Source organism: Pseudovibrio sp. M1P-2-3, assembly GCF_031501865.1.
GTDB lineage: Bacteria > Pseudomonadota > Alphaproteobacteria > Rhizobiales > Stappiaceae > Pseudovibrio > Pseudovibrio corallicola.
Map to the genome: position 1 here is coordinate 1,622,389 of NZ_JARRCW010000001.1, position 20,589 is coordinate 1,642,977.

The 20,589-nt window shown below is 50.6% G+C and carries 14 protein-coding genes; 7 read left to right on the forward strand and 7 right to left on the reverse strand.

Going from position 1 to position 20,589, the window contains the following annotated elements:
- Positions 1-210: 210 nt before the first annotated feature.
- A complete protein-coding gene (locus tag P6574_RS07470; protein WP_310619737.1) occupies positions 211-3,198 on the reverse strand; it encodes an Rne/Rng family ribonuclease in 2,988 nt (995 codons plus the stop codon).
- 749 nt (positions 3,199-3,947) lie between these two features.
- Here P6574_RS07470 and P6574_RS07475 point away from each other — a divergent pair.
- The 3 genes from P6574_RS07475 (at position 3,948) to prfB (ending at position 9,126) form a co-directional block, all read left to right on the forward strand.
- Complete coding sequence (locus P6574_RS07475; RefSeq protein ID WP_310619738.1) at positions 3,948-5,216, forward strand: N-acetylmuramoyl-L-alanine amidase; 1,269 nt, start codon at positions 3,948-3,950, stop codon at positions 5,214-5,216.
- A gap of 205 nt (positions 5,217-5,421) precedes the next feature.
- Positions 5,422-7,878, forward strand: a complete 2,457-nt coding sequence (locus P6574_RS07480; protein ID WP_310622116.1) for a penicillin-binding protein 1A — start codon at positions 5,422-5,424, stop codon at positions 7,876-7,878.
- A gap of 116 nt (positions 7,879-7,994) precedes the next feature.
- Positions 7,995-9,126 (forward strand): peptide chain release factor 2 gene (gene prfB / locus P6574_RS07485; protein ID WP_310619739.1). Its coding sequence is split into 2 segments (ribosomal slippage): positions 7,995-8,063 and positions 8,065-9,126, totalling 1,131 coding nucleotides; the frame shifts between segments, so codons are not numbered across the junction.
- A 212-nt stretch (positions 9,127-9,338) separates the two neighbouring features.
- Here the strand turns inward: prfB and P6574_RS07490 are convergent.
- The 3 genes from P6574_RS07490 to bcp all read right to left on the reverse strand — a co-directional run bounded on the left by P6574_RS07490 (position 9,339) and on the right by bcp (position 12,009).
- A complete protein-coding gene (locus tag P6574_RS07490) occupies positions 9,339-10,484 on the reverse strand; it encodes a M23 family metallopeptidase (protein WP_310619740.1) in 1,146 nt (381 codons plus the stop codon).
- 203 nt (positions 10,485-10,687) lie between these two features.
- A complete protein-coding gene (locus P6574_RS07495; protein ID WP_310619741.1) occupies positions 10,688-11,509 on the reverse strand; it encodes a ferritin-like domain-containing protein in 822 nt (273 codons plus the stop codon).
- A gap of 17 nt (positions 11,510-11,526) precedes the next feature.
- Positions 11,527-12,009 carry a thioredoxin-dependent thiol peroxidase gene (gene bcp, locus P6574_RS07500; RefSeq protein ID WP_310619742.1) on the reverse strand — a complete coding sequence of 161 codons (483 nt, stop codon included), beginning with the start codon at positions 12,007-12,009 and terminating at the stop codon, positions 11,527-11,529.
- A 212-nt stretch (positions 12,010-12,221) separates the two neighbouring features.
- Here bcp and P6574_RS07505 point away from each other — a divergent pair, with 212 nt between their 5' ends.
- On the forward strand, positions 12,222-15,494 hold the full coding sequence (locus tag P6574_RS07505; protein ID WP_310619743.1) for an AsmA-like C-terminal region-containing protein: 3,273 nt from the start codon (positions 12,222-12,224) through the stop codon (positions 15,492-15,494).
- Positions 15,495-15,570: 76 nt separating this feature from the next.
- Here the strand turns inward: P6574_RS07505 and P6574_RS07510 are convergent, their stop codons facing one another.
- Entirely contained in the window at positions 15,571-15,762 is a 192-nt protein-coding gene (locus P6574_RS07510; protein ID WP_310622117.1) for a DUF2165 family protein, read from the reverse strand.
- Entirely contained in the window at positions 15,759-16,166 is a 408-nt protein-coding gene (locus tag P6574_RS22080; RefSeq protein ID WP_405048078.1) for a DUF2165 family protein, read from the reverse strand. Before P6574_RS22080 ends, P6574_RS07510 begins: the two co-directional genes overlap by 4 nt.
- A gap of 214 nt (positions 16,167-16,380) precedes the next feature.
- Here P6574_RS22080 and P6574_RS07515 point away from each other — a divergent pair, with 214 nt between their 5' ends.
- A complete protein-coding gene (locus P6574_RS07515) occupies positions 16,381-17,649 on the forward strand; it encodes an MFS transporter (RefSeq protein ID WP_310619744.1) in 1,269 nt (422 codons plus the stop codon).
- Positions 17,650-17,701: 52 nt separating this feature from the next.
- Here P6574_RS07515 and tyrS read toward each other — a convergent pair whose 3' ends face one another.
- The gene (gene tyrS, locus P6574_RS07520; RefSeq protein ID WP_310619745.1) at positions 17,702-18,955 is read right to left on the reverse strand and encodes a tyrosine--tRNA ligase; all 1,254 of its coding nucleotides are present in this window, start codon (positions 18,953-18,955) and stop codon (positions 17,702-17,704) included.
- A 216-nt stretch (positions 18,956-19,171) separates the two neighbouring features.
- Here tyrS and P6574_RS07525 point away from each other — a divergent pair, with 216 nt between their 5' ends.
- The gene (locus P6574_RS07525) at positions 19,172-19,504 is read left to right on the forward strand and encodes an ArsR/SmtB family transcription factor (RefSeq protein ID WP_310619746.1); all 333 of its coding nucleotides are present in this window, start codon (positions 19,172-19,174) and stop codon (positions 19,502-19,504) included.
- Positions 19,501-20,541 carry an ACR3 family arsenite efflux transporter gene (gene arsB / locus P6574_RS07530; RefSeq protein ID WP_310619747.1) on the forward strand — a complete coding sequence of 347 codons (1,041 nt, stop codon included), beginning with the start codon at positions 19,501-19,503 and terminating at the stop codon, positions 20,539-20,541. The genes P6574_RS07525 and arsB overlap by 4 nt, the downstream gene beginning before the upstream one ends.
- The last annotated feature ends 48 nt before the right edge of the window (positions 20,542-20,589 follow it).

Sequence of the window (20,589 nt, forward strand, 5' to 3'; positions counted from 1 at the left end):
AATTGGGGCAGTGGGGGGGAGGTTTTTAATGTGCTGTGAAAAACTAGAATAAGCAAGCAAATACAAATGCTTAAATTCATGTTTTGGAGTGACTTATAAAAGAGGCCAAGCCCAATGTGGCTTTGAAATGCTGCGAATCAAATGAGTGAGGGCACTTTTTAAAAATTTTAGGCAAAGAAAAAGGGCGGCTTTCGCCGCCCTCGTGTTTTTTTAGAAGAAAGACCTTCGCTGCCACCAGCCGCTTTTGGGCTGGTTACCGGATTTTTCCGGAGTGCCTGCAGGCTTTGGTGCAACCTTTTCACTGGTGACCACTGGAGCAGCTTTTTGTGGCGCCGGGGCCACCTGCTTGGGCTCTGGTGCCGGTTTCGCTGTTTCGGTTTTAACTTCTTTTACAGGTACGCTTTGTGTGCTGGACGCTGGCGCACCTTCAGCTTTTGCCGGAGTTGTCTCGCGAGGTTGCCGTGGCCGTGAAGACGTTGGGCGTCTGCGGGGGCGCGGCGTTCTTGGCTTGGGCGCAGCTGCTTCTTCACTTGCCTGAGGAGAAGAGACATCTGATGCCGGTGCAGCCTCAGCTGCAGGCGCGGCTTCTGGTGCAGGAGCGGATTCTGTGATTTCAGAATCTTGCGCGGCACTTTCAGCGGCTCTCGCAGGGGCTCTGCGTGGGCGCCTTCTAGGGCGTGGACGACGTCTGTCCTCCTGTTTAGCTTCAGCCTGTTCACCCGCCTCAGCAGATGCTTCAGACGCTTCGGCTTCAGCACTTGCAGAAGTCACCGCTTCTGTGCTTTGCGTTTGCTCTTGAGGAGTTGACGCTTGCTCGGGAGCCGGGCTTACTTCTTTTGTCTCACCTTCGGAGCTTACAGGGGCTGTTTCGCCTTCAGAGGCAGACTCTTGTGTTGCTTCTGCTTCATCTTGAGAAGGTTTGCGAGAACGGCGGCCACCACGTCTTCCGCGCCGTCTGCGACGACGGTAGTCGCTGTCTTCATCATCTGAACTTTGTTCCTCGCTAGAGGCGTCTTCGCCAGCGTTTTCAGCTGCTTCGTCTGTCTGCTCACCTTCTGCTGCCAGAGCAGGGGCGTCTTCGTCAGTTTCTTCACCTTGCTGTGTATCTGAGATGTCCTCTTCGGAAGATGCAGGGCTGCCACGACGGCGACGGCGACGGCGACGGCGACGTTCAGTTGGCTTCTGCTCTTCTTCTGTAGAATCTTCAGTTTCGTTCTCTTCTTCGCCCTCACTCTCTTCCTCTGGAATGAGCAGGGTGTCAGGTTGAACAGAAGCTTTGTCTTCTGCAGGAAGGTGAACAGGAGTTGCCAGCTCACCACGTTCCAGCGTGAAGTGCTGACCGCTGACGCTGTCATCTGCTGCAAGAGTAATGCTGAGCCCGAAACGCTTTTCCAGCTCGGTGATGTGGCCACGCTTCTGGTTCAGGATATAAAGAGCGACATCGGTCGGTGTGTTGACCGTGATGTTGTGTGTTGCGCCGCGCAGCAGCTGGTCTTCCAGTGCACGCAAAATGTAAAGGGCAACGGATTCAACAGAGCGGACAATGCCGGAGCCGTGACAGTGCGGGCAAGGTGAGGAAGAGCTTTCCAGAACACCTGTGCGCAATCTCTGGCGAGACATTTCCAAAAGGCCGAAGTGCGAGATGCGTCCAACCTGAATGCGGGCGCGGTCTGCTTTCAAGCATTCTTTCAGTTTGCGTTCCACAGAGCGGTTGTTGCGGCTTTCTTCCATATCAATGAAATCAATAACAACAAGGCCAGCAAGGTCTCGCAGACGAAGCTGGCGGGCAATTTCTTCCGCAGCTTCCATATTGGTGGCAAGAGCCGTGTCCTCAATGTTCTGCTCTCTGGTTGACTTGCCTGAGTTCACATCAACGGAGACCAGAGCTTCTGTCTGGTTAATGACGATATAGCCGCCGGACTTCAAAGTCACTTGCGGGGAGAACATGGCATCCAGTTGAGCTTCAACACTGTAACGTGTGAAGATCGGTGTGGCATCCCGGTAAGGTTGAACGTTTTTGGAATGGCTTGGCATCAGCATACGCATGAAGTTTTTCGCTTCACGGTAACCGATTTCACCAGACACAATAACCTGATCAATGTCTTTGTTGTAAAGGTCGCGGATAGCGCGCTTTACAAGGCTGCCTTCTTCATAGACCAAGGTTGGCGCAGCAGAATTCAAGGTTAACTCGCGTACGTTTTCCCAAAGGCGCATGAGGTATTCAAAGTCGCGTTTGATTTCCGCTTTCGTCCGGCTGGCGCCTGCTGTGCGCAAAATAACGCCCATACCTTCAGGAACGTTCAACTCACCGGCAATCTGCTTCAGTCTCTTGCGGTCAGTTGGCTTGGTGATCTTACGGGAGATCCCGCCGCCACGGTCTGTGTTTGGCATCAAGACAGAGTAACGACCAGCCAGAGACATATAAGTGGTCAAAGCAGCGCCCTTGTTGCCACGCTCTTCCTTGACAACTTGAACAACCAACAGCTGACGACGCTTGATAACCTCTTGGATCTTATAGCGATCGCGCAGACGGCGAATGCGTGTTTCACTGCGGACCTCTGGCGCATCACCTTCTGATTTTGCGTCTCGCGAAGAGGTGTCGTCGTCCTCCCCCCCAGTTTCCGCTTCGCCGTGTGTCTGGGAAGCGGTTGCATCAAGACTAGCGGAAGAAGCAGCAGTTTTGTGCGGCTCTTCGCCTTCACTCTCTCCCTCTTCAGGGTCAGGGACAATCTCTTCTACTGCATGCTCTTCAAAGGGTGCGTCCAAACTTGCCAAGAGTGCAGCATCCAGCTCCTCAGCATTTTCGTCGTCATCCTCAGAGTTTTCAGCGTTTTCAGCATCTGCAGCAGTTTTTGCTCTTTCCGCTTCTTCCCGCTCGCGGCGCTCGCGCTCTTTTTGGTTGGCTTCAGCCTCAGCAGCAAGCTGGCGCTCCAGCTCCTCACGGTCGGCTTTTGGGAGTTGATAGTAATCGGGATGGATTTCGCTGAATGCGAGAAAGCCGTGGCGGTTACCACCGTATTCAACAAAAGCCGCCTGAAGGGAAGGTTCAACCCTTGTTACTCTGGCTAGATATATATTTCCACGAAGCTGCCTGCGGTTGGCAGCTTCAAAGTCGAATTCCTCAACCCGATTCCCACGAACGACCGTAACCCGGGTCTCTTCCGGGTGGGCCGCGTCTATCAGCATCTTGTTTGCCATGTAGTACGATCCTCGCAATCAGCCTTCCAGAACGGCGCAGGACGTCCTGTTTCGTCAACGTTCCGGCGGCGATTGCATTGTTTTTGAAGTGTAATATTGCGAAAGAGCAGAGGTGACGCGCGGCCATGCCAGCGTAATCCGCAAAAATTCCGCGGTTACTGCCGATTGAGCCTATTCCATTTAACAATGCGCGTTTCTTAAACAAACCTTCTGCCTTTATGTGACCACCATCAACCTTCTGGTTGACGGGCAAACAGCAATCTAAGTGCTGCAAAACTCATTGGTTCGGCGGCGGGGAGCCGGTCAATAACTGGGACCTGAAAGCTAAACCCGGCCAAACCTTAATCTACAAGTTTTCACGGGCAAAAACCGTCCGTGAACTTTATAGTTCATCTTTGTCTTCATACGCTTAACATTCTGCTGGAGATGCCTCTAATAAATAGACCTGAGACAGGACCGCAAAAAGATTCGCGTTATTTCGGGCTCAAAAGCCCACCCCTGTATTTGCAAATACACCCAGAATTCTTGGCGAAATGCTCAGTTTAAGGGAGCGGCTGGGAGTGCATAATGCGTTCACAGCCAGAAACTTATAGTTTTCTTTTACGATTAGAATTCAGATTTAGCAAGCTTATGGAAATCTATTCCCACTGTGGTTCACAGTCCGTTTCCCAGTGCTAATGAGAGCTTAAAGTTCTCGAAGGTTTTTGCTATGGTCTGGCAGATTGCCGAAAACATCGTAAAACGGGCTTATGATACAGCATTGGAAGTTTCAAAAACTGCATTCAGCGGTAACACAGTATATTGCGCTTACGCTGCTTACCCTCCTGCTTGCTCAAGCTGGCTGGGCAAAATCCAGCTTTGCTGCGGGTCAGGACGTGTTGGAAGTCACCTCCGGCACTGTGAAAATGGAAGGGGAGCGTACACGCTTTACTATGGAAACAAATGGGGATGTGAACTACCGCGTCTCCTTTCTGGCAAACCCCTACAGAATTATTGTTGACCTACCGGAGCTGCGTTTTCAGGTTGATCCTGACCGCTCCACCAAGGGGGAGGGGCTGATCGATTCCTGGCGTTATGGTCAGATTTCCAAAGGAAAATCGCGTATTGTTCTGGATTTGAATCATCCGGCGATTGTGGAAAAACTATCTTTTCTACCTGAGCAGGAGGGGCGCTCCGCCAGGTTGGTGATGGAACTGCTGGATACATCCCATGATCTTTTTGTGGATCAAAGCCCTTTGAGCGGTATTCGGGTTCCGGTTCCAGTCGCCGCCGATAGGTCTGCTCAAGAGGTTCCAAAGGAGCAGACAGCTGCTAACCGCCCGGTTATTGTTATTGATCCGGGCCACGGTGGAATCGACGCAGGAGCGACTGGCATTAAGGGGACGCTGGAAAAGGACGTTGTGCTTGAATTTGCTCGGCACCTGAAGGCAAAGCTGGAAGAACAAGGTTTATTCACAGTGCATTTAACGCGGGAGGAGGATCTGTTTATTCCGTTGCGGGGGCGGCGCCAGATTGGTCATGAACTAAAGGCGGATCTTTTCATCTCGGTTCATGCTGATTCTGTGCGCTCGGGCGCGGAAATAACTCGCGGCGCTTCCGTTTATACGCTCTCAGAGCGCGCAAGTGATGCTATGGCGGCTGCTTTGGCAGATCGGGAGAACCGCTCTGATGTGCTTGCGGGCATAGACCTTTCCGAAGAACCTGCGGAAGTCTCAGACATTCTTGTTGAGCTTTCACGCAGGGAAACAAAAAACTTCTCAATTCATTTTGCAAGATTGGCTGTGGAAGAGTTGAAAAGCGCGACGCAGGTTATTAATAATCCATTGCGCGCAGCCGGTTTTCAGGTATTGCGCAGTCCGGATGTACCGTCCGTCTTGGTGGAAGTTGGCTTTTTGTCCAATCAGGAGGATGAGAAGCAGCTTGGGTCCAAGGAATGGCGTGAGCGGGCGTCAGATGCACTGGTGCAAGCTGTACTTCGTTATTTTAGAGGAAGAATTGCTTCGACCAGTGGGGACTGAGCTGTTAAAACTATAAAGATTGCTAGGAAAGCCTCAGCATTGCCATATTGGCAAGTAAAAGAGATGTACTGGTGCATAAGCTGTCGGGCACCAAGCTGTTGCTAATCACTATGAAATGTTAGGAACGTCACCGTAGATTATGGGCGTAAATGGCGGCTTCACGTTTAAGTCTGCGGGATAGGATGAACCCGAAATTATGAAATTTATTCTAAAGCTTTTGGGCTACTTGTTTAGTTTGTCTGTTGTTCTTGGACTTGTTGGTGCTGTGGGTGTCTGGTTTTACCTCAACAGGATTTCTGAGGATTTGCCGGACTATACTGCATTGAGAAACTATGAACCTCCGGTTCTGACACGTGTCTACGCGTCGAACGGAACCTTGATGAAGGAATTTGCGAATGAAAAACGCTTGTTCCTGCCTATCGAGGCAATTCCGGCCAAACTGAAGCAAGCTTTCATTTCCGCTGAGGATAAGGACTTTTATAGTCATATTGGTCTTGATCCCAGAGGTATTGCCCGTGCAGTGGTTACAAACTTGCGCAACAGCGGGTCTGGACGTCGTTTGGTAGGTGCTTCGACCATCACTCAGCAGGTGGCGAAAAACTTCCTTCTTACCGGAGAAGTCAGCTACGACCGTAAAATCAAAGAGGCAATTCTGTCTCTGCGGATTGAGCAGACCTACTCGAAAGACCAGATTCTCGAGCTTTACCTCAACGAGATTTACCTTGGAGTTGGCGCTTATGGTGTGGGTGCTGCCTCCCTCATCATTTTCGATAAGTCCGTTCACGAGTTGAGTCTTGCCGAAATGGCGTATCTTGCCGCCGTTCCAAAAGGCCCGTCCAACTATCACCCCTATCGCTACCGCGACCGTGCTATAGAGCGGCGGAACTGGGTGATCGACCGGATGGTTGAAAATGGTTACGTGTCAGAGCAAGAAGGGGCGGAAGCCAAATCTACGCCGCTTGATGTAAGCCTGCGCGAGACCGGAACCCTTGTGGATGGCGCAGAGTACTTTGAAGAGGCCACGCGTCAGGAACTTGAAAAGAATTATGGTGAAACACGCCTGAAAGAAGGTGGTTTGACTGTAAGGACGTCTCTTGATCCCAAAATGCAAGCACAAGCCCGCAAGGCCTTGATGGACGGCCTGATCAAATTTGATCAAGAGCGTGGCTCATGGCGTGGTCCTATTACCAACATCAGCATTACATCTGATTGGGGGACTGCGCTTGGCAATGTGCAAAAAGACAACAAGATCAAGCTGGCCCGTGATATCTCGGAGTGGACAACAGCCGTTGTTCTTTCTGTGAGTAATGAGCGGGCGATTGTTGGTCTGCGGCCGGAGCTCTTGGAAAACGGAAAATACTCCACAGAGCGTGAACGTGCCCAGCTTAACCTGAAGGATATGAAGTGGGCGCGGGTTGAACGACGTGCCCCTCGCAATGCTCAGGAGATCTTGAAGCCCGGCGATGTTATCTATGTGGAGAAAACCTCCAGCGGGTCTTATGTTCTTCGTCAAGTACCTGAGGTAAACGGCGCTATTGTAGCCATGGATCCCAATACGGGACGTGTTCAGGCTCTTGTGGGCGGCTTCAGCTACTCCATGAACAACTTTAACAGGGTCACGCAGGCCTACCGCCAGCCTGGGTCCTCTTTTAAGCCGTTTGTGTATGCGGCAGCATTGGATAATGGATATACCCCTTCCTCTGTTGTGCTCGATGCTCCGGTTGAAATCGAACAGGGGCCGGGTCTTGGAATCTGGCGTCCGAAGAACTACGGCGGCAAATTCTACGGGCCATCTACCTTGCGTACTGGCATTGAGCTCTCGCGTAACGTGATGACCGTTCGTCTGGCTCAGGATATGGGCATGGATGTGGTAGCTGAATATGCCCGCCAGTTCGGTATCTATGATGACATGTTGCCGGTTCTCTCCATGTCCTTGGGGGCAGGGGAAACCACCGTTCTACGTATGACCTCCGCGTATTCCATGATTGCCAATGGCGGCAGGCGGGTTCGTCCGACTTTGATTGACCGGATTCAAGATCGTTACGGAAAAACAATTTATAAAAACGATCAGTTGGTGTGTAATTCCTGCCGTGCAGTGGAATGGAACGACCAACAAGAACCTAAGCTCTATGATACGCGCGAGCAGGTTCTGGATCCTATGACCGCCTATCAGATCACATCCATGATGGAAGGTGTTGTCCAGCGCGGCACTGCAACCAGCGTGAAAGCTGTCGGGCGTCCTGTGGCAGGTAAAACTGGAACAACCAACGAAGAGAAAGACGCCTGGTTTGTGGGCTTTACGCCGGAGCTGACCGTTGGCGTGTTTATCGGGTATGATACACCGCGCCGCATGGGCCGCGGGGCAACCGGTGGCGGTGTGGCCGCACCTATCTTCACCTCTTTCATGAAAGAGGCTCTGGCTGATACACCGCCGGTGGAGTTCCGCTTGCCAGCAGGCCTCCAGCTTATGCCGATCAACCGCAGAACAGGCTTGCGGGCTGATGCGGGGGATGCAGGTACTATTTTGGAAGCGTTTAAGCCGGGCACCATGCCGCCAGACAGCTATTCCATTATCGGTTTTGAGGATGAGATCGGAGTTTACACCGACATTTCCCCAGAAGCGGGAGAAGCTGTTATGTCGGGGACCGGTGGTCTTTACTAACAAGAGCTATTGGTGCTTGTTAAGTGATTGCAAATTCAAGGGAGGGCGACTATTGTCGCCCTCCAACTGTTTGGGCGTATGCCCGCAAGAAAAGTATATAATTTATGAGGTGACAGATGCGCGCAGAAATGCAAGCCATCGTCGATGAAATCAAGCAGGCCATAAGCCTGCTGAGGAGGCATCTTTGACTGGGATGTCGCTCTTGTCCGTCTTGATGAACTGAACGCCCTTTCTGAAGACCCGAACCTTTGGAATGATCCGCAAACCGCGCAAAAGCTGATGCGTGAGCGTCAGAACCTTGATGATAGCATCGGAGGCGTGCGTAAGCTGGAGCAGGATCTCGTTGACAATCAGGAATTGATTGAGATGGGTGAAATGGAAGGGGACCAGTCCGTTGTCGAAGAAGCGGAAACCGCCCTTCGCGATATGATGAATTCCACCAACCAGCTTCAACTCCAGTCCCTGCTGTCCGGGGAAGCTGATGGCAACGACACTTTCGTTGAAATTAACTCCGGCGCTGGTGGAACGGAAAGTCAGGACTGGGCTAGCATGATGTTGCGCATGTATCGCCGTTGGGGCGAGCAGCGCGGCTTCAAAGTGGACTTGATGGAATACAATGATGGTGAAGAGGCTGGTATCAAATCAGCGACTTTGCAGATCAAAGGTGAAAATGCCTATGGCTGGATGAAGACTGAAGCCGGTGTTCACCGTCTTGTCCGCATCTCGCCGTATGACAGCAACGCGCGCCGCCACACCAGCTTTGCCTCTGTCTGGGTTTATCCGGTGGTAGACGATTCCATTGATATTGAAATCAACGAGAGTGAGTGTCGCATTGACACCTACCGTGCTTCCGGTGCCGGTGGCCAGCACGTGAACACTACGGATTCTGCTGTTCGTATCACCCACAACCCGACGGGTATTGTGGTGCAGTGCCAAAGCGAGCGTTCCCAGCACAAGAACAGGGCAACCGCTTGGGGAATGCTGAAAGCCCGCCTGTATGAAGCTGAGTTGCAAAAGCGTGAAGAGGCGGCGAGCAAGGATGCTGCGGCCAAGACAGAGATTGGCTGGGGCCACCAGATCCGCTCTTATGTCTTGCAGCCTTACCAGTTGGTAAAAGATCTGCGGACTGGCGTTGAAAGCACATCTCCTCAAGATGTTTTGGATGGAAAGCTGGATAACTTCATGGAAGCTGCGCTGGCTCAGCGTGCTTTTGGTGACGGGCCCACATCCATCGAGGATATCGAGTAAAGCACTCCTCTTCTCGCATGCCCTTTGGAACACGAATACGGGGTTACAAAGGTTTGTGAGAAGGGGTCTGCCTATTGGGTTTTGGCTGTTATTGACCCTGTCCATAGATGCGGCAAGATATTTAATTAGAGCAGTTCACCGCTTTAAGCTATTGTTTTTACGTATATCTTAATCCGAAAGTCGGTGTCTATTTTTCACAGCTACGCTGTAGCCTAGCCTTTTAAAATGGTGTCTATTTCCTGTCCGGTTCTAATCAAGGGCATGGGATCTATAGCTTTGCCGTTGACGCGGGTTTCATAATGCAGGTGCGGTCCGGTAGAGCGTCCAGAACTGCCCACTAACCCAAGAATCTCACCTTTTTTCAATGTATCGCCTGTCATGACCAGAAGCGTTCTCAAGTGTGCATATCTCGTTTCTATGCCATTTGCATGGCGCACAAAGACGGTTCTTCCATAGCCCCTTTTCCAGCCAGAGAATATGACCTTCCCATTGGCGGGGGCCATAATTTTTGTTCCCGTAGGGGCTTTAAAGTCAAGGCCTGTATGGAATGCCGGTCTTCGGAGAAAAGGGTCTATTCTTCGTCCAAATTTGCTGGTTAGCGCTGTGTTTGTAAGGGGGGCAGCCAATGGGATGTTGTCCAGTTTATTGATGAGAACATGGTGGAACAGTATGGCCATTTTTGCGCGGGAAACCTTGTCTTCGAAACTATGTCCCGTCTTGGGTGTGTAGCTTGCTTGCGGCAGCCATTTGTGAATGGGGCGGGTCAATCTCATAATTGAGTAAATGTTCCGCTCGGCCCGACCATAAAGAAAGTCGAGTGCTTGCTCTGCCTGCATTCCCTGCCGTTGTAATGTATGTTGAACGCCTGAGTGAAGAGGGGGTGAAGCTTGTGAGTGTTCTTGCTGTCCATCAGGACCGGCAAGGCTGGCCTCCTCTTCTTCATCATCCAGAAATACAGGGATCCCTCCAATACCACTAGAGGGTTGACCCAGGATGTCTTTAGAAGGATCCGTTTGGGAAAGTGGCATATGATGCGTAATTTTTGCAAAACGAAGCAGTCCCTTGTCGTGGGCAAGCCCGATCAGGTCTTCGACTTTTTGGTGTCGGAGTTCGAGCTTTTTCTGCAGTTTAAGGAGTTCTTCCAGAAACTGAGCACTTTTATGGGTGCTGAGGGATTGTGCTGAAGTAAGCTGTGCGACCTGCCCTCGAAGAGAGATTATATGGTCTTTGTAGGCCGTGAGCTTTTCATTCTTTTGCCTCAAAGAGGCACTCAAAATACTGCCTTTTGCATAGAAATAGGCAGTTGATGCCATAAAGGTGAGCGAAAGAAAAACTAGAGATAGGGTTAATGCGGCCACAATAAATTTGCTGTGCTTGCACAAGTTTAGCAAAAATTTATGTAAGCCGCAAAGCCACCTATAAAGCTGAATTAAATAGTATTTCAGTTTTACTTCAGAAGAAATCATCTACAGGCTCCGCAGTATTTTACTCAATACATAAAGAACGCTTTTGTGACTTTTTTACATCTAAATGGTTAATGAAGTATATTAGGAGGTTCTTGTCAAACCAGCTTGATAAGTGGACGGTAAAATCCCGGTGTCAGACCGGATTCTGAACGTGCCCGATCATTGAACGGTGGCTTCAACGGCCCCTTGAAGTGTTTTCGCACCAGTTTTTGAAAGGTACTTTCGGGATGTTGGCCATGTCTGTCGCACATAAAGCGGAACCACTTTGCGCCATATGCCACATGCCCCTTTTCATCACGGTAGATGACTTCCAGTATTTTGGCGGTCTCGGCATCCCCGCTTTTGTAGGCTTTTTCGATCATGGGAGGCGTGATATCCAGCCCGCGTGCCTCCAGAACCAAAGGAATAATGGCAAGACGCCCCATCATGTCCTTTCCGGTGGACTGTGCAGCTTGCCAAAGCCCGTCATGGGCTGGCAAATCCCCATATTTATGGCCAAGCCCTGCCAGGTGTTTGGATAGCATGGAGTAGTGTTTTGCCTCTTCAAGACCTACCTGAACCCAATCATCATAGTAGGACCGGGGCAGGGGCTCCCGCCAGAAGCGGCCGATAAGATCCCATGTAAGGTCAATTGCGTTTAGCTCGATATGCGCAAGGGAATGGAGGAGAGCAAGCTTTCCCGAAGTGCCACCAATGGCGCGCTTTGGCATATCTCTCGGGGCCAGCAGTTGCGGCTTTGCCGGGCGGCCCGGTCTGTCGGGCATTGGTTTTTCCAACGAAGCCCGATGAATGCTGAGCTTCCTCTTGAACCACAGTTCTGCAGTTTGGTAGGCAAGAGCAACTTTCTCCTCTGGCGAGGGTGTCGACACAATCAGTCTGGCACCCTCCACAAGAGAGGAGATGCTGCAATTTTTCACGTTATTTTTCTCATGCATTACTGGGTACCGAGGTCCTTCACGGCTTCCAGAACGTCTTCCGCGTGACCGGCAACTTTAACTTTGCGCCATACCTTGGCGATATGTCCGTCCGCACCAATGAGGAAAGTAGAGCGTTCCACGCCCATATACTTCTTGCCGAACATGCTTTTTTGTACCCAAACTCCATAGTTTTCACAAAGAGTTGTCTCAGTGTCAGAGACGAGGGTGACATTTAGTTCATGTTTTGCCTTGAACTTGTCATGCTTTGCTGCTGTATCGGGGGAGACGCCAACGACACTAGCGCCCAAAGCGTCGAATTCGGGCTTCAACTGTGAAAACGCAATAGATTCCTTGGTGCACCCTGGTGTGTTGTCTTTTGGATAAAAGTAAAGGACAACAATTGAGCCTTTTTTATCAGACAAGGAAAAACTGCCGTCGCCATCGGTGGGGAGTTGAAAGTCCGGTGCGAGTGCGCCTGGCTCAAGTTTGGTAGAGGACATCTTATCTCCTGAGGTCCGGTTATAAAAAGAAACGGCCCACACTTCTGGCTTTGCCAAAAGTTATGGCCCAAAACTTTGAGTTAAAACTACGGGAAAGTATGTCCGCATAGGAAACTCCGCCCTGTAATAGGGATATCATAGGTAATGATTCGGACCATTCAAGTTTTAGGGGACAGGGATTAAGGCCCTAATTGAGGAAAAGCAGCTTTATTGTGACTAATAAGCCCAGTGTAAAAAAGAAATCACGTGTAAACCGTGCTGTACTCATTGTTTCTTGTGTTCTAGCCCTGCTGCTTACAGGTGTTGTCCTAAGGGCAATGTGGGGGCCGATTTCTCTTCCCTTCCTGTCCTCCTGGATAAGAACCACCGTCCAATCACCTAATATTGATGCCCAGATTGGGTCCGTGAAGGTTGATTTTTCTGACTTGGGCAAAGGAACGTTGGTCCTGTCAGACAGCCTGATTTCCGTGAATGGCCCGACTTCGGCAGAAGTTCTGGTGCCTCGGGTGGATATCGGGATTGATCTGGCGGCTTTTTTTACTGGCAGTCTTCATGCTCGCTCAATAACAATCAAACGCCCCTCGGCAAAAGTGGATATAGCGCCGGGGCAGGGTGCTTTACCTAATCTGGAAAACCGAATTGTAGCTCTTGATAAGTTTAGTGTGATCTTTGCCGAGGAGTTGAAGCGCTGGAATTTGCAAGAAGTTGATATTGATAATGGAGCTATTTCTATCAAGTCTCTTGGAGAGGAGTTTCAGGCAACTGGAGTTGATGCCCGTCTGGAGCTTCTGGATGATGTGAGCTTTTCGCTGTCCTCCAGTATTGCTGGCCGCTTGGGGCGGTGGAGCTGGAATCTGCGCCGTCAGGTTATTCCAGAAACTGGTGAAAGGCAGATCGAAGTGGATGTGAGCGATGTGGCCGTTCTGGACCTATTGCCTACAACCTTCGGAGACAAAGCCAAGGTCAGCGCAAAAACGCGCTTATATGGCAGCGGTCTGGCGCGCCTTGATACAACCGGAAACTTTATTGATAGCAATTTTGATTTTCGGACCACTTCCATCGAAACCCGAATGGGTGAGACGGACGTGATACTGGATAGAATTCTTGTAAACCTACAGATGCAAAGCGGTGATCCGGACATAGTTGTAGGGCGCTCTCATGTGGTTCGGGGAAATAGCCGCGTTACATTTGGCGGCCTGATTAGTCCGCCGACTATCCACGGGGAACAGTGGGGTTTTGCCCTTGGGTCCAGTGAAACCTTGATAGCCCCTGATGACGTGAAGGGGTCTCCCGTTTTCCTGAACAATTCCAATATTAACGGGCGCTATGATCCTGCCACAACCACTTTGTATCTGGATAGTGCGCGCGCTTTAGGGCCAACGGTTGATGTGAGTGCGGCAGGTTCCGCCGGTCTGGGGGAAGGGGGGCCGTATGTCGCCATTGCCGTTCAAAGCTCGCCCCTTTCCGCCACGCAGGTCAAGCAGCTTTGGCCGATAATGATTGCGCCCAAAACCCGAGAGTGGATTTTGAAGCATGTTTTGGCAGGTAGAACAAACGGTATCAACTTGACAGCCGTTGTTGGGCCGGGTGGATTTGATGGAATTGATGAAACGGATGGCTGGGCCGGCAATGACGTTACCGGGACTTTCTCGCTGGAAGATGTGGCCCTGCGCCCAATGTCCACACTCCCCGTTGTCACTGGCCTGTCAGCTACTGGAGTAATTGGTGATGAAAAGCTGACAATTGAAGGGAAAGACGGAAAATTCCGCCTTCAAGATGGAAACACAGTTGCGGTTTCAGGTGTTACTTTTGAGGTTTTCAATTTGCCTCGAAAAGGGGTCAAGCCTGCAGGAGTTTCCGTGAAACTGGATGGTAAGGCCGATGATTTGGGAGTTCTTGTGGATGCTGAGCCGTTTCATACCTTGGAAAAACTGGATATTGTACCGATACAGCTGAGTGGTACAGGGCAGGTTTCTATTCAGGCCTCTTTCCCGGTTGGGAAAAAAATTCTGGTTGAAGATGTGGACTGGCAGGCATCTGTCGAGACGAAGAAGTTCAGCAGCGAAGCAAAAATTGCCGGACAGATAATCAAGGATGCGGACCTTAGCGTCACGGTGGATAAAACGCTGTTCTCTGCCAAGGGGAGGGGCCTATTGAACGGCCTCAAAGCGGATATCGATATTTCGCAGCCTCTGGACGGGACCAAGGATAACTTGCGTCAGGATGTAACTATCCAAACCTCTGCGAAGGGCCTGAAAGATCTGGGCATAGATATTTCAAGTTTTGTTCAAGGACCTTTGCGCGTTTCCTATGAGGATAATGGCGGAACGAAAGTCTACGGGCTTGATTTGTCAGCGGCCAAAATAACCCTTGCTCCCATCGGTTGGGAAAAACCAAAGGGGAAAAAGGCTAATGCTCGTTTCCGTCTTGTAAGCTCGCTCCAAGGTAAAACAATCCATAACTTTTCGTTGATCTCCGGCGATGCCGAGGTGCGCGGCAACCTGAAGCTGGACAGCCGTGGCAAGTTGATTCTGGCTGACTTTTCCAAATTCAATTTGTCTGCGGGCGATGATGCGAAACTTTCTGTTCAGACCCGCAAGAACGGTGTGTATCAAACAGTATTCAGCGGGTCGCAATTTGATGGTCGAAGCTTGCTGAAAACTGTCTTTTCCTCCCTTTCCAAACCCACTCTAAAATCAAGCAAGTGGGATGTGGATCTGACAATGAACGTGAAGCAGGTGCTGGGTTTCAAAAAGGTCTCTGTTTTCGCCATGGATGGGACTGTGAGTATTCGCGGCGGGAAGCCGAAAAACCTTCGCATAACAGGGAAAACATCCGGGCGTAACACCTTCAATGTAGCTATGCAGGGCACTTCCATTGGTGAGAGGATGAATATCAGCGCGGCTGATACCGGCGAACTTTTACGTTTTGTCGATATGTTCGGGCGTATGCGCGGTGGGCATGGGAAAATTAATGTGGAGATGCCCAAAAAAGCCGACTGGAACGGGAGGTTCGTTGTTACGGACTTCTCGATTACCGATGACAGCGCCATCAAGGCACTAAAGAATGTCAAGACAACGAATACAAGGTCTGCGCGCAGCAGCCAAGTCTACTCCGCAGCAGTGAAAAGCGGAGAAGCATCCTTTCAGAAAATGCAGCTAGATTTTACGCGAAGTGGCAACAAAGTGAACATCAACGAGGGTGTTTTGGTGGGAGCCATTTTGGGGGGGACCATTGATGGGAGCGCCAATCTGTCTACACAAACCTTGAACCTGACAGGAAGTTTTGTGCCCGTTTATGCCATCAATAATCTGTTTGCCAAACTTCCTATCATCGGAAAGGCTCTTGGGGGAGGTTCATCCGGCGGCGGTCTGTTTGGAGTAACCTACAAGCTCTCTGGAACTTTCGAGAAGCCAAAGTTTAACGTCAACCCTGTTTCTGCGATTGCGCCGGGCATATTCCGGCAATTGTTTGCCTATCAGTAGTGCTGGAGGGCATATTCATTCAAACAGAAGACTGCAGAACATTCTGGCCTGTGGTCACCTGTTAGAAGCTTGAAGGTCAAGCCTTTGGACTTTCATGATTAAAGTTCTCCGGCAGGCTGAGAAATATAAGTATGAGCAGCGCGGAAGAAACGAAGCGATAGGCGGCTGGAACAGTATTTCCATCGAGAGATTGCCACATGGAAAACCACTCTCCCGCAATTGCTATAAAGCACGTAAACCAGAGTAAAACCGCAAGAGTAAGCCCTATAGCGGCGAGTAGCTAGCCTCCTGAAATTGAGCGGAATTTTGTTTTCTGGATAGGAAGAGTTTCCCTGACCCAGCAAAACACAGCGCTGCAATTGCGAATTCAATCAAAACGATTGTCCAGAAGGTAAGAAGTTGAAGAGGTGGGGACCTAATGGATCTCCAAGTAACTGTATAATCATGGGTGACATGCGTCATGCCGAGGATTGCCTCTAAAAAAGACAAGTTACCGCTGGGCTCAAGTGCATTGAAGAGGGCAGCAAGCAAGGAAAAGAGGCCGAAACTCGCCGTGAGCAGACATTTTGACAGTCGTAGGAACATTACCATCAGGAGAGCCTTCTTGCTAAGAGACCTCAGATAAGTGGAGCCCAGAGTATCTGTCTTGGTCAAGCAGTTTTTGCTTCCCATTGCCTGCCGGCTTTTATGAATGCATTTGCCAGTTCGGTGAGTTTGCGCATTAGAGCGATTAGGGCGACTTCAGGCATGCAATACACCATGATAGTTTATAGCGCGAGTTTACCCTTTAGAGTAACCTTCTCTCTACCCTTGCATCAAACCAAGGTTGCAGAAGTGTTCAGTGCATTGATCCCCTGCACAAACTGGAGGTATTGGGTAAAGAGAAATGACCAGAAATTTCAGATGGATCATTATTGCTCTACTCTTCATAATTTTGACGGTCAATTATATCGATAGGTCTGCAATATCTTTTGCAATTGAGCCCATTCAGGAAGAGTTTGGCTTCTCGACTGTACAAATGGGCTATATTTTGGGTGCATTTGGGATCGGGTATATCCTGTCTCCGTTTGCCGGTGGTTTCCTTTCCGACAAATATGGCCCTAAAGTGTCTCTGACCGGTTCTATGATCCTTTGGACTATTGCTATTGGGTCAACTGGTTTTGCTGTTGGATTCATCAGCATTTATTTGGCACGGTTTTGCCTTGGCCTGAGCGAGGGGCCGTCGTTTCCCGCGTCTGTGCGCACAGTTAGTCTCTGGACAACGGAAAATGAGCGGGCAACTGCAATCTCGGGAACTTTTTTGGCTGTTCCTTTTTCCATGGCAATCGGCTCACCTCTTAATGCTCTTTTGGTGGAGTATCTGGGGTGGCGGGCACAGTTTCTTGTGCTTATGGCGCTCAGTGCACTCTGGATACCGCTCTGGCTCTATTATTTTACGGATAATCCAAAAAACTCCAAGTTCATGAAGGAAGACGAGCTGAAACTTGTTGAACAGGAGAATACTCAGCCCGCAGGCGTTCCCTCCATGAATTTTCGCGATGGTTGGCAGTATGTCTCCAGAATTCCCAGTTACTGGGCAAATGTCTTTGCGCTTGCGACTTTGGGATACTATCTGTTTTTCTTCATAGCTTGGTTGCCGGAGTTCTTTTTAAGCACCTATCAGGTCTCTCTCGCCCATGCGGGATTCTTGACGTCTTTGCCTTGGCTCGTTTCCGTCTTTGTTATCTGGTACTATTCCAAGTGGTCGGACTATCTTTTGCGCAAAACAAAAAGCTACCGGATCTCAAGAAGCTACCTGATGATTGGCAGTCAATTGATGACGGGGATTTTCATTGTTCCCCTTTTGTTCGCGCAAAACATTTTTACGGTTACGCTGCTGCTTGTCTTCGCAATCTCTGCATTTTTGTCCGCAGTGAGCCTTTATTGCAGTGTCTATGTTGATTTGGCGCGAGCTCACACGGGCTTTGCGATGGGGATCAGCACAACCGCACTGGCGATCTCCAGTTTTCTCGCACCGGTTATTACAGGATATGTGGTTGCAGGTACGGGAAGTTTTCAGGCAGCGTTTGCGCTGGTGCTCGGGCTGGCAATAACGTCTGTTATAGTTTTGGCCCTGTTCCACCACCCTGATAGGGATTTAGCGCGCTTCAAATAATAGGGCCGGAGAAGTGCTCCTCCGGCCCAGAACAACGGACTGCTGTATTTCGTTAAACCGGCTTCACCAGCACATGCTTTTTCTTACCAAGAGAAAGCTTGATAACGCCGTCTTCGGTGAGGTCTTCAAGGGTCAAGGAGCGCTTCTCGTTGCTCTCAGCCTTGTCGTTGATCTTCACCGCGCCGCCCTTTATGTTGCGCCGTGTTTCGCCGTTTGAGGAGCAAAGGCCCGCAGTTACAAAGGCGCCAAGCAGGCCAAATCCGGCTTCAAGCTCAGCTTTAGCCACTTCGATTGTTGGAAGACCTGCCGCATTGGCACCTTCCTCAAAGGCCTTGCGGGCAGTTTCCGCAGCAGCTTCCGCCTTGTCGCGTCCATGCAGCAGCGCAGTCGCCTCGGTTGCCAGAACTTTTTTGGCTTCATTAATTTCAGAGCCATCAAGGGCTGCAAGGTGGGAAATCTCGTCCATCGGCAGCAAAGTAAAGAGCTTCAAGAAGCGCTCTACGTCAGCGTCTTCTGTATTGCGCCAGAATTGCCAGTAATCATAGACGGACAGCATGTCTTCATTGAGCCACACGGCACCGGCTGCTGTCTTGCCCATTTTTACACCGGAAGATGTGGTCAAAAGCGGGGTGGTAAGAGCAAACAGCTCTTTGTCTTCCATGCGCCGCCCAAGGTCCACGCCAGACAGGATGTTGCTCCACTGATCCGAGCCCCCCATCTGCAAGCGACAGCCCGTGCGCTGGTAAATCTCTACAAAATCATAGCCCTGCAGCAGCATGTAGTTGAACTCGAGGAAAGAAAGGTGCTGCTCACGTTCCAGACGCAGGCGCACACTGTCACGCTGGATCATCTGGTTCACAGAGAAGTAGCGCCCTACATTGCGCAGGAAATCCATGTAGTTGAGGCCAAGCAGCCAGTCAGCGTTGTCCATCATAATTGCGTCGTTGCCGGTATCGCCAAACGTCAGGAATTTCTCAAAAACCTGCCGGATACCGGCTTTGTTCTCTTCAATACTCTCATCGTTAAGAACCTTGCGGCTTTCGTCTTTACCGGTAGGGTCACCCACACGTGTGGTGCCTGAACCCATCAAGGCGATCGGGCGATGGCCGGTTTTCTGGAACCAGTGCAGCATCATGATCTGCACAAGAGAGCCAACATGAAGGGACTTGGCCGTGCAGTCAAAGCCGATATAGGCAGTTACGGTTTCTTCTGAGCAAAGTTTATCAAGGCCGTCAGCGTTTGACAGCTGATGGATAAAGCCGCGTTCCTCAAGGGTCCGCATGAATTCCGATTTATATGCGCTCATAGTAGAAACCTGTTCAATCACGAAAGTGCCCGCAGCAAAGGGCAAACCAATAGTTTTGCAAGCTCTATACCCGAGTTCTGAGGTAAGATCATCTGTTTTTAGGAAAGTTTTGGCGAGTTTCTTGTCCCCATTGCATCGTTTTTAAGTACCGGCCCAAGGAGGTGGTAGTCTGACGGGAGCTCTTGACAGATCTTATCTGTCGATTATTCTAGACATATGGACTTTAATAACGCAACCCAAGCCTTTGCCGCACTTTCTCAGGAAACACGGCTCAAGGTCTATAAAATACTGATGGAATACGGCAGTACGGGCCTTGCCGCTGGCGCAATAAGCGATCAGCTTGGCATCCCGCATAATACCCTTTCGTTCCATCTCTCACATCTGTCCCAAGCTGGCCTCGTTTCCAGCCGCAAGGAAGGGCGTAAAGTCATCTATGCGGCCAATGGCCAGACTGTGGAATCTCTTATTTTGTTCTTGCGCGAAAACTGCTGCTCGGCCTCCCAAGAGGCTAACGAGCAGTGCAGCCCGATTTTGAAAGAAAAACCATGAGTGCACCGTCTCCAATGGGACTGTTTGAGCGCTACCTCTCCGTGTGGGTGGCGCTTTGTATTGTGGCTGGCCTGTTCTTCGGCCTTCAAATGCCTGAGGTCTTCAAATTTATAGCCTCTCTCGAGTACGCCAGCGTGAATCTGGTGGTGGCTCTCTTTATTTGGGTGATGATTTACCCGATGATGGTCAACGTGGACTTTGCCTCCCTTAAAGATGTGGGAAAAAAGCCCAAGGGCCTGTGCATCACCTTGGTGGTGAACTGGCTGATCAAACCATTCACCATGGCTTTTCTTGGTGTTCTGTTCTTTGAGCATGTGTTTGCGGGACTCGTGGATCCAGCCAGTGCCAAGGAATACATCGCGGGCATGATCTTACTGGGCGTTGCCCCGTGTACCGCCATGGTGTTTGTGTGGAGCCAGCTTGTGCGCGGAGACGCCAATTACACCTTAGTGCAAGTGTCCATCAACGACATCATCATGGTGTTCGCCTTCGCCCCCATTGCAGCATTTCTTCTCGGGGTGACGGATGTTGTGGTACCTTGGGAAACTCTGGTACTTTCTGTGGGGCTATACGTTATCATTCCCTTGCTGGCTGGCTATCTCACCCGTAAGCAGCTGGAAAAAAAGGCAGATGCGGACAGCATTAGTGCGTTTACAGGGAAGGTTAAACCCCTCTCAGTTCTTGGCTTGCTGGCAACTGTGGTTCTGCTGTTTGCCTTTCAGGCGCAAACCATTTTGGCAGACCCGTTTGTCATTGCCCTAATCGCCATTCCGCTTCTCGTCCAGTCCTATGGCATTTTCTTTGTGGCCTATGCCTGGGGGTATTTGTGGCGTGTGCCGTTTCAGGTATCTGCACCTGCGGCTCTCATCGGTACCTCCAATTTCTTCGAGTTGGCGGTAGCTGTCGCCATTAGCCTGTTCGGCCTCAACTCCGGCGCAGCCCTTGCAACTGTGGTGGGCGTGCTGGTCGAAGTGCCAGTCATGCTTTCTCTGGTCGCGCTGGCCAACTCTACACGGCGTTATTTTCCAGCTGTGTGAGGAATTTTAGGTAAATGGGGAAGAGGGGGAATTCTCCCCCTTAGCCCA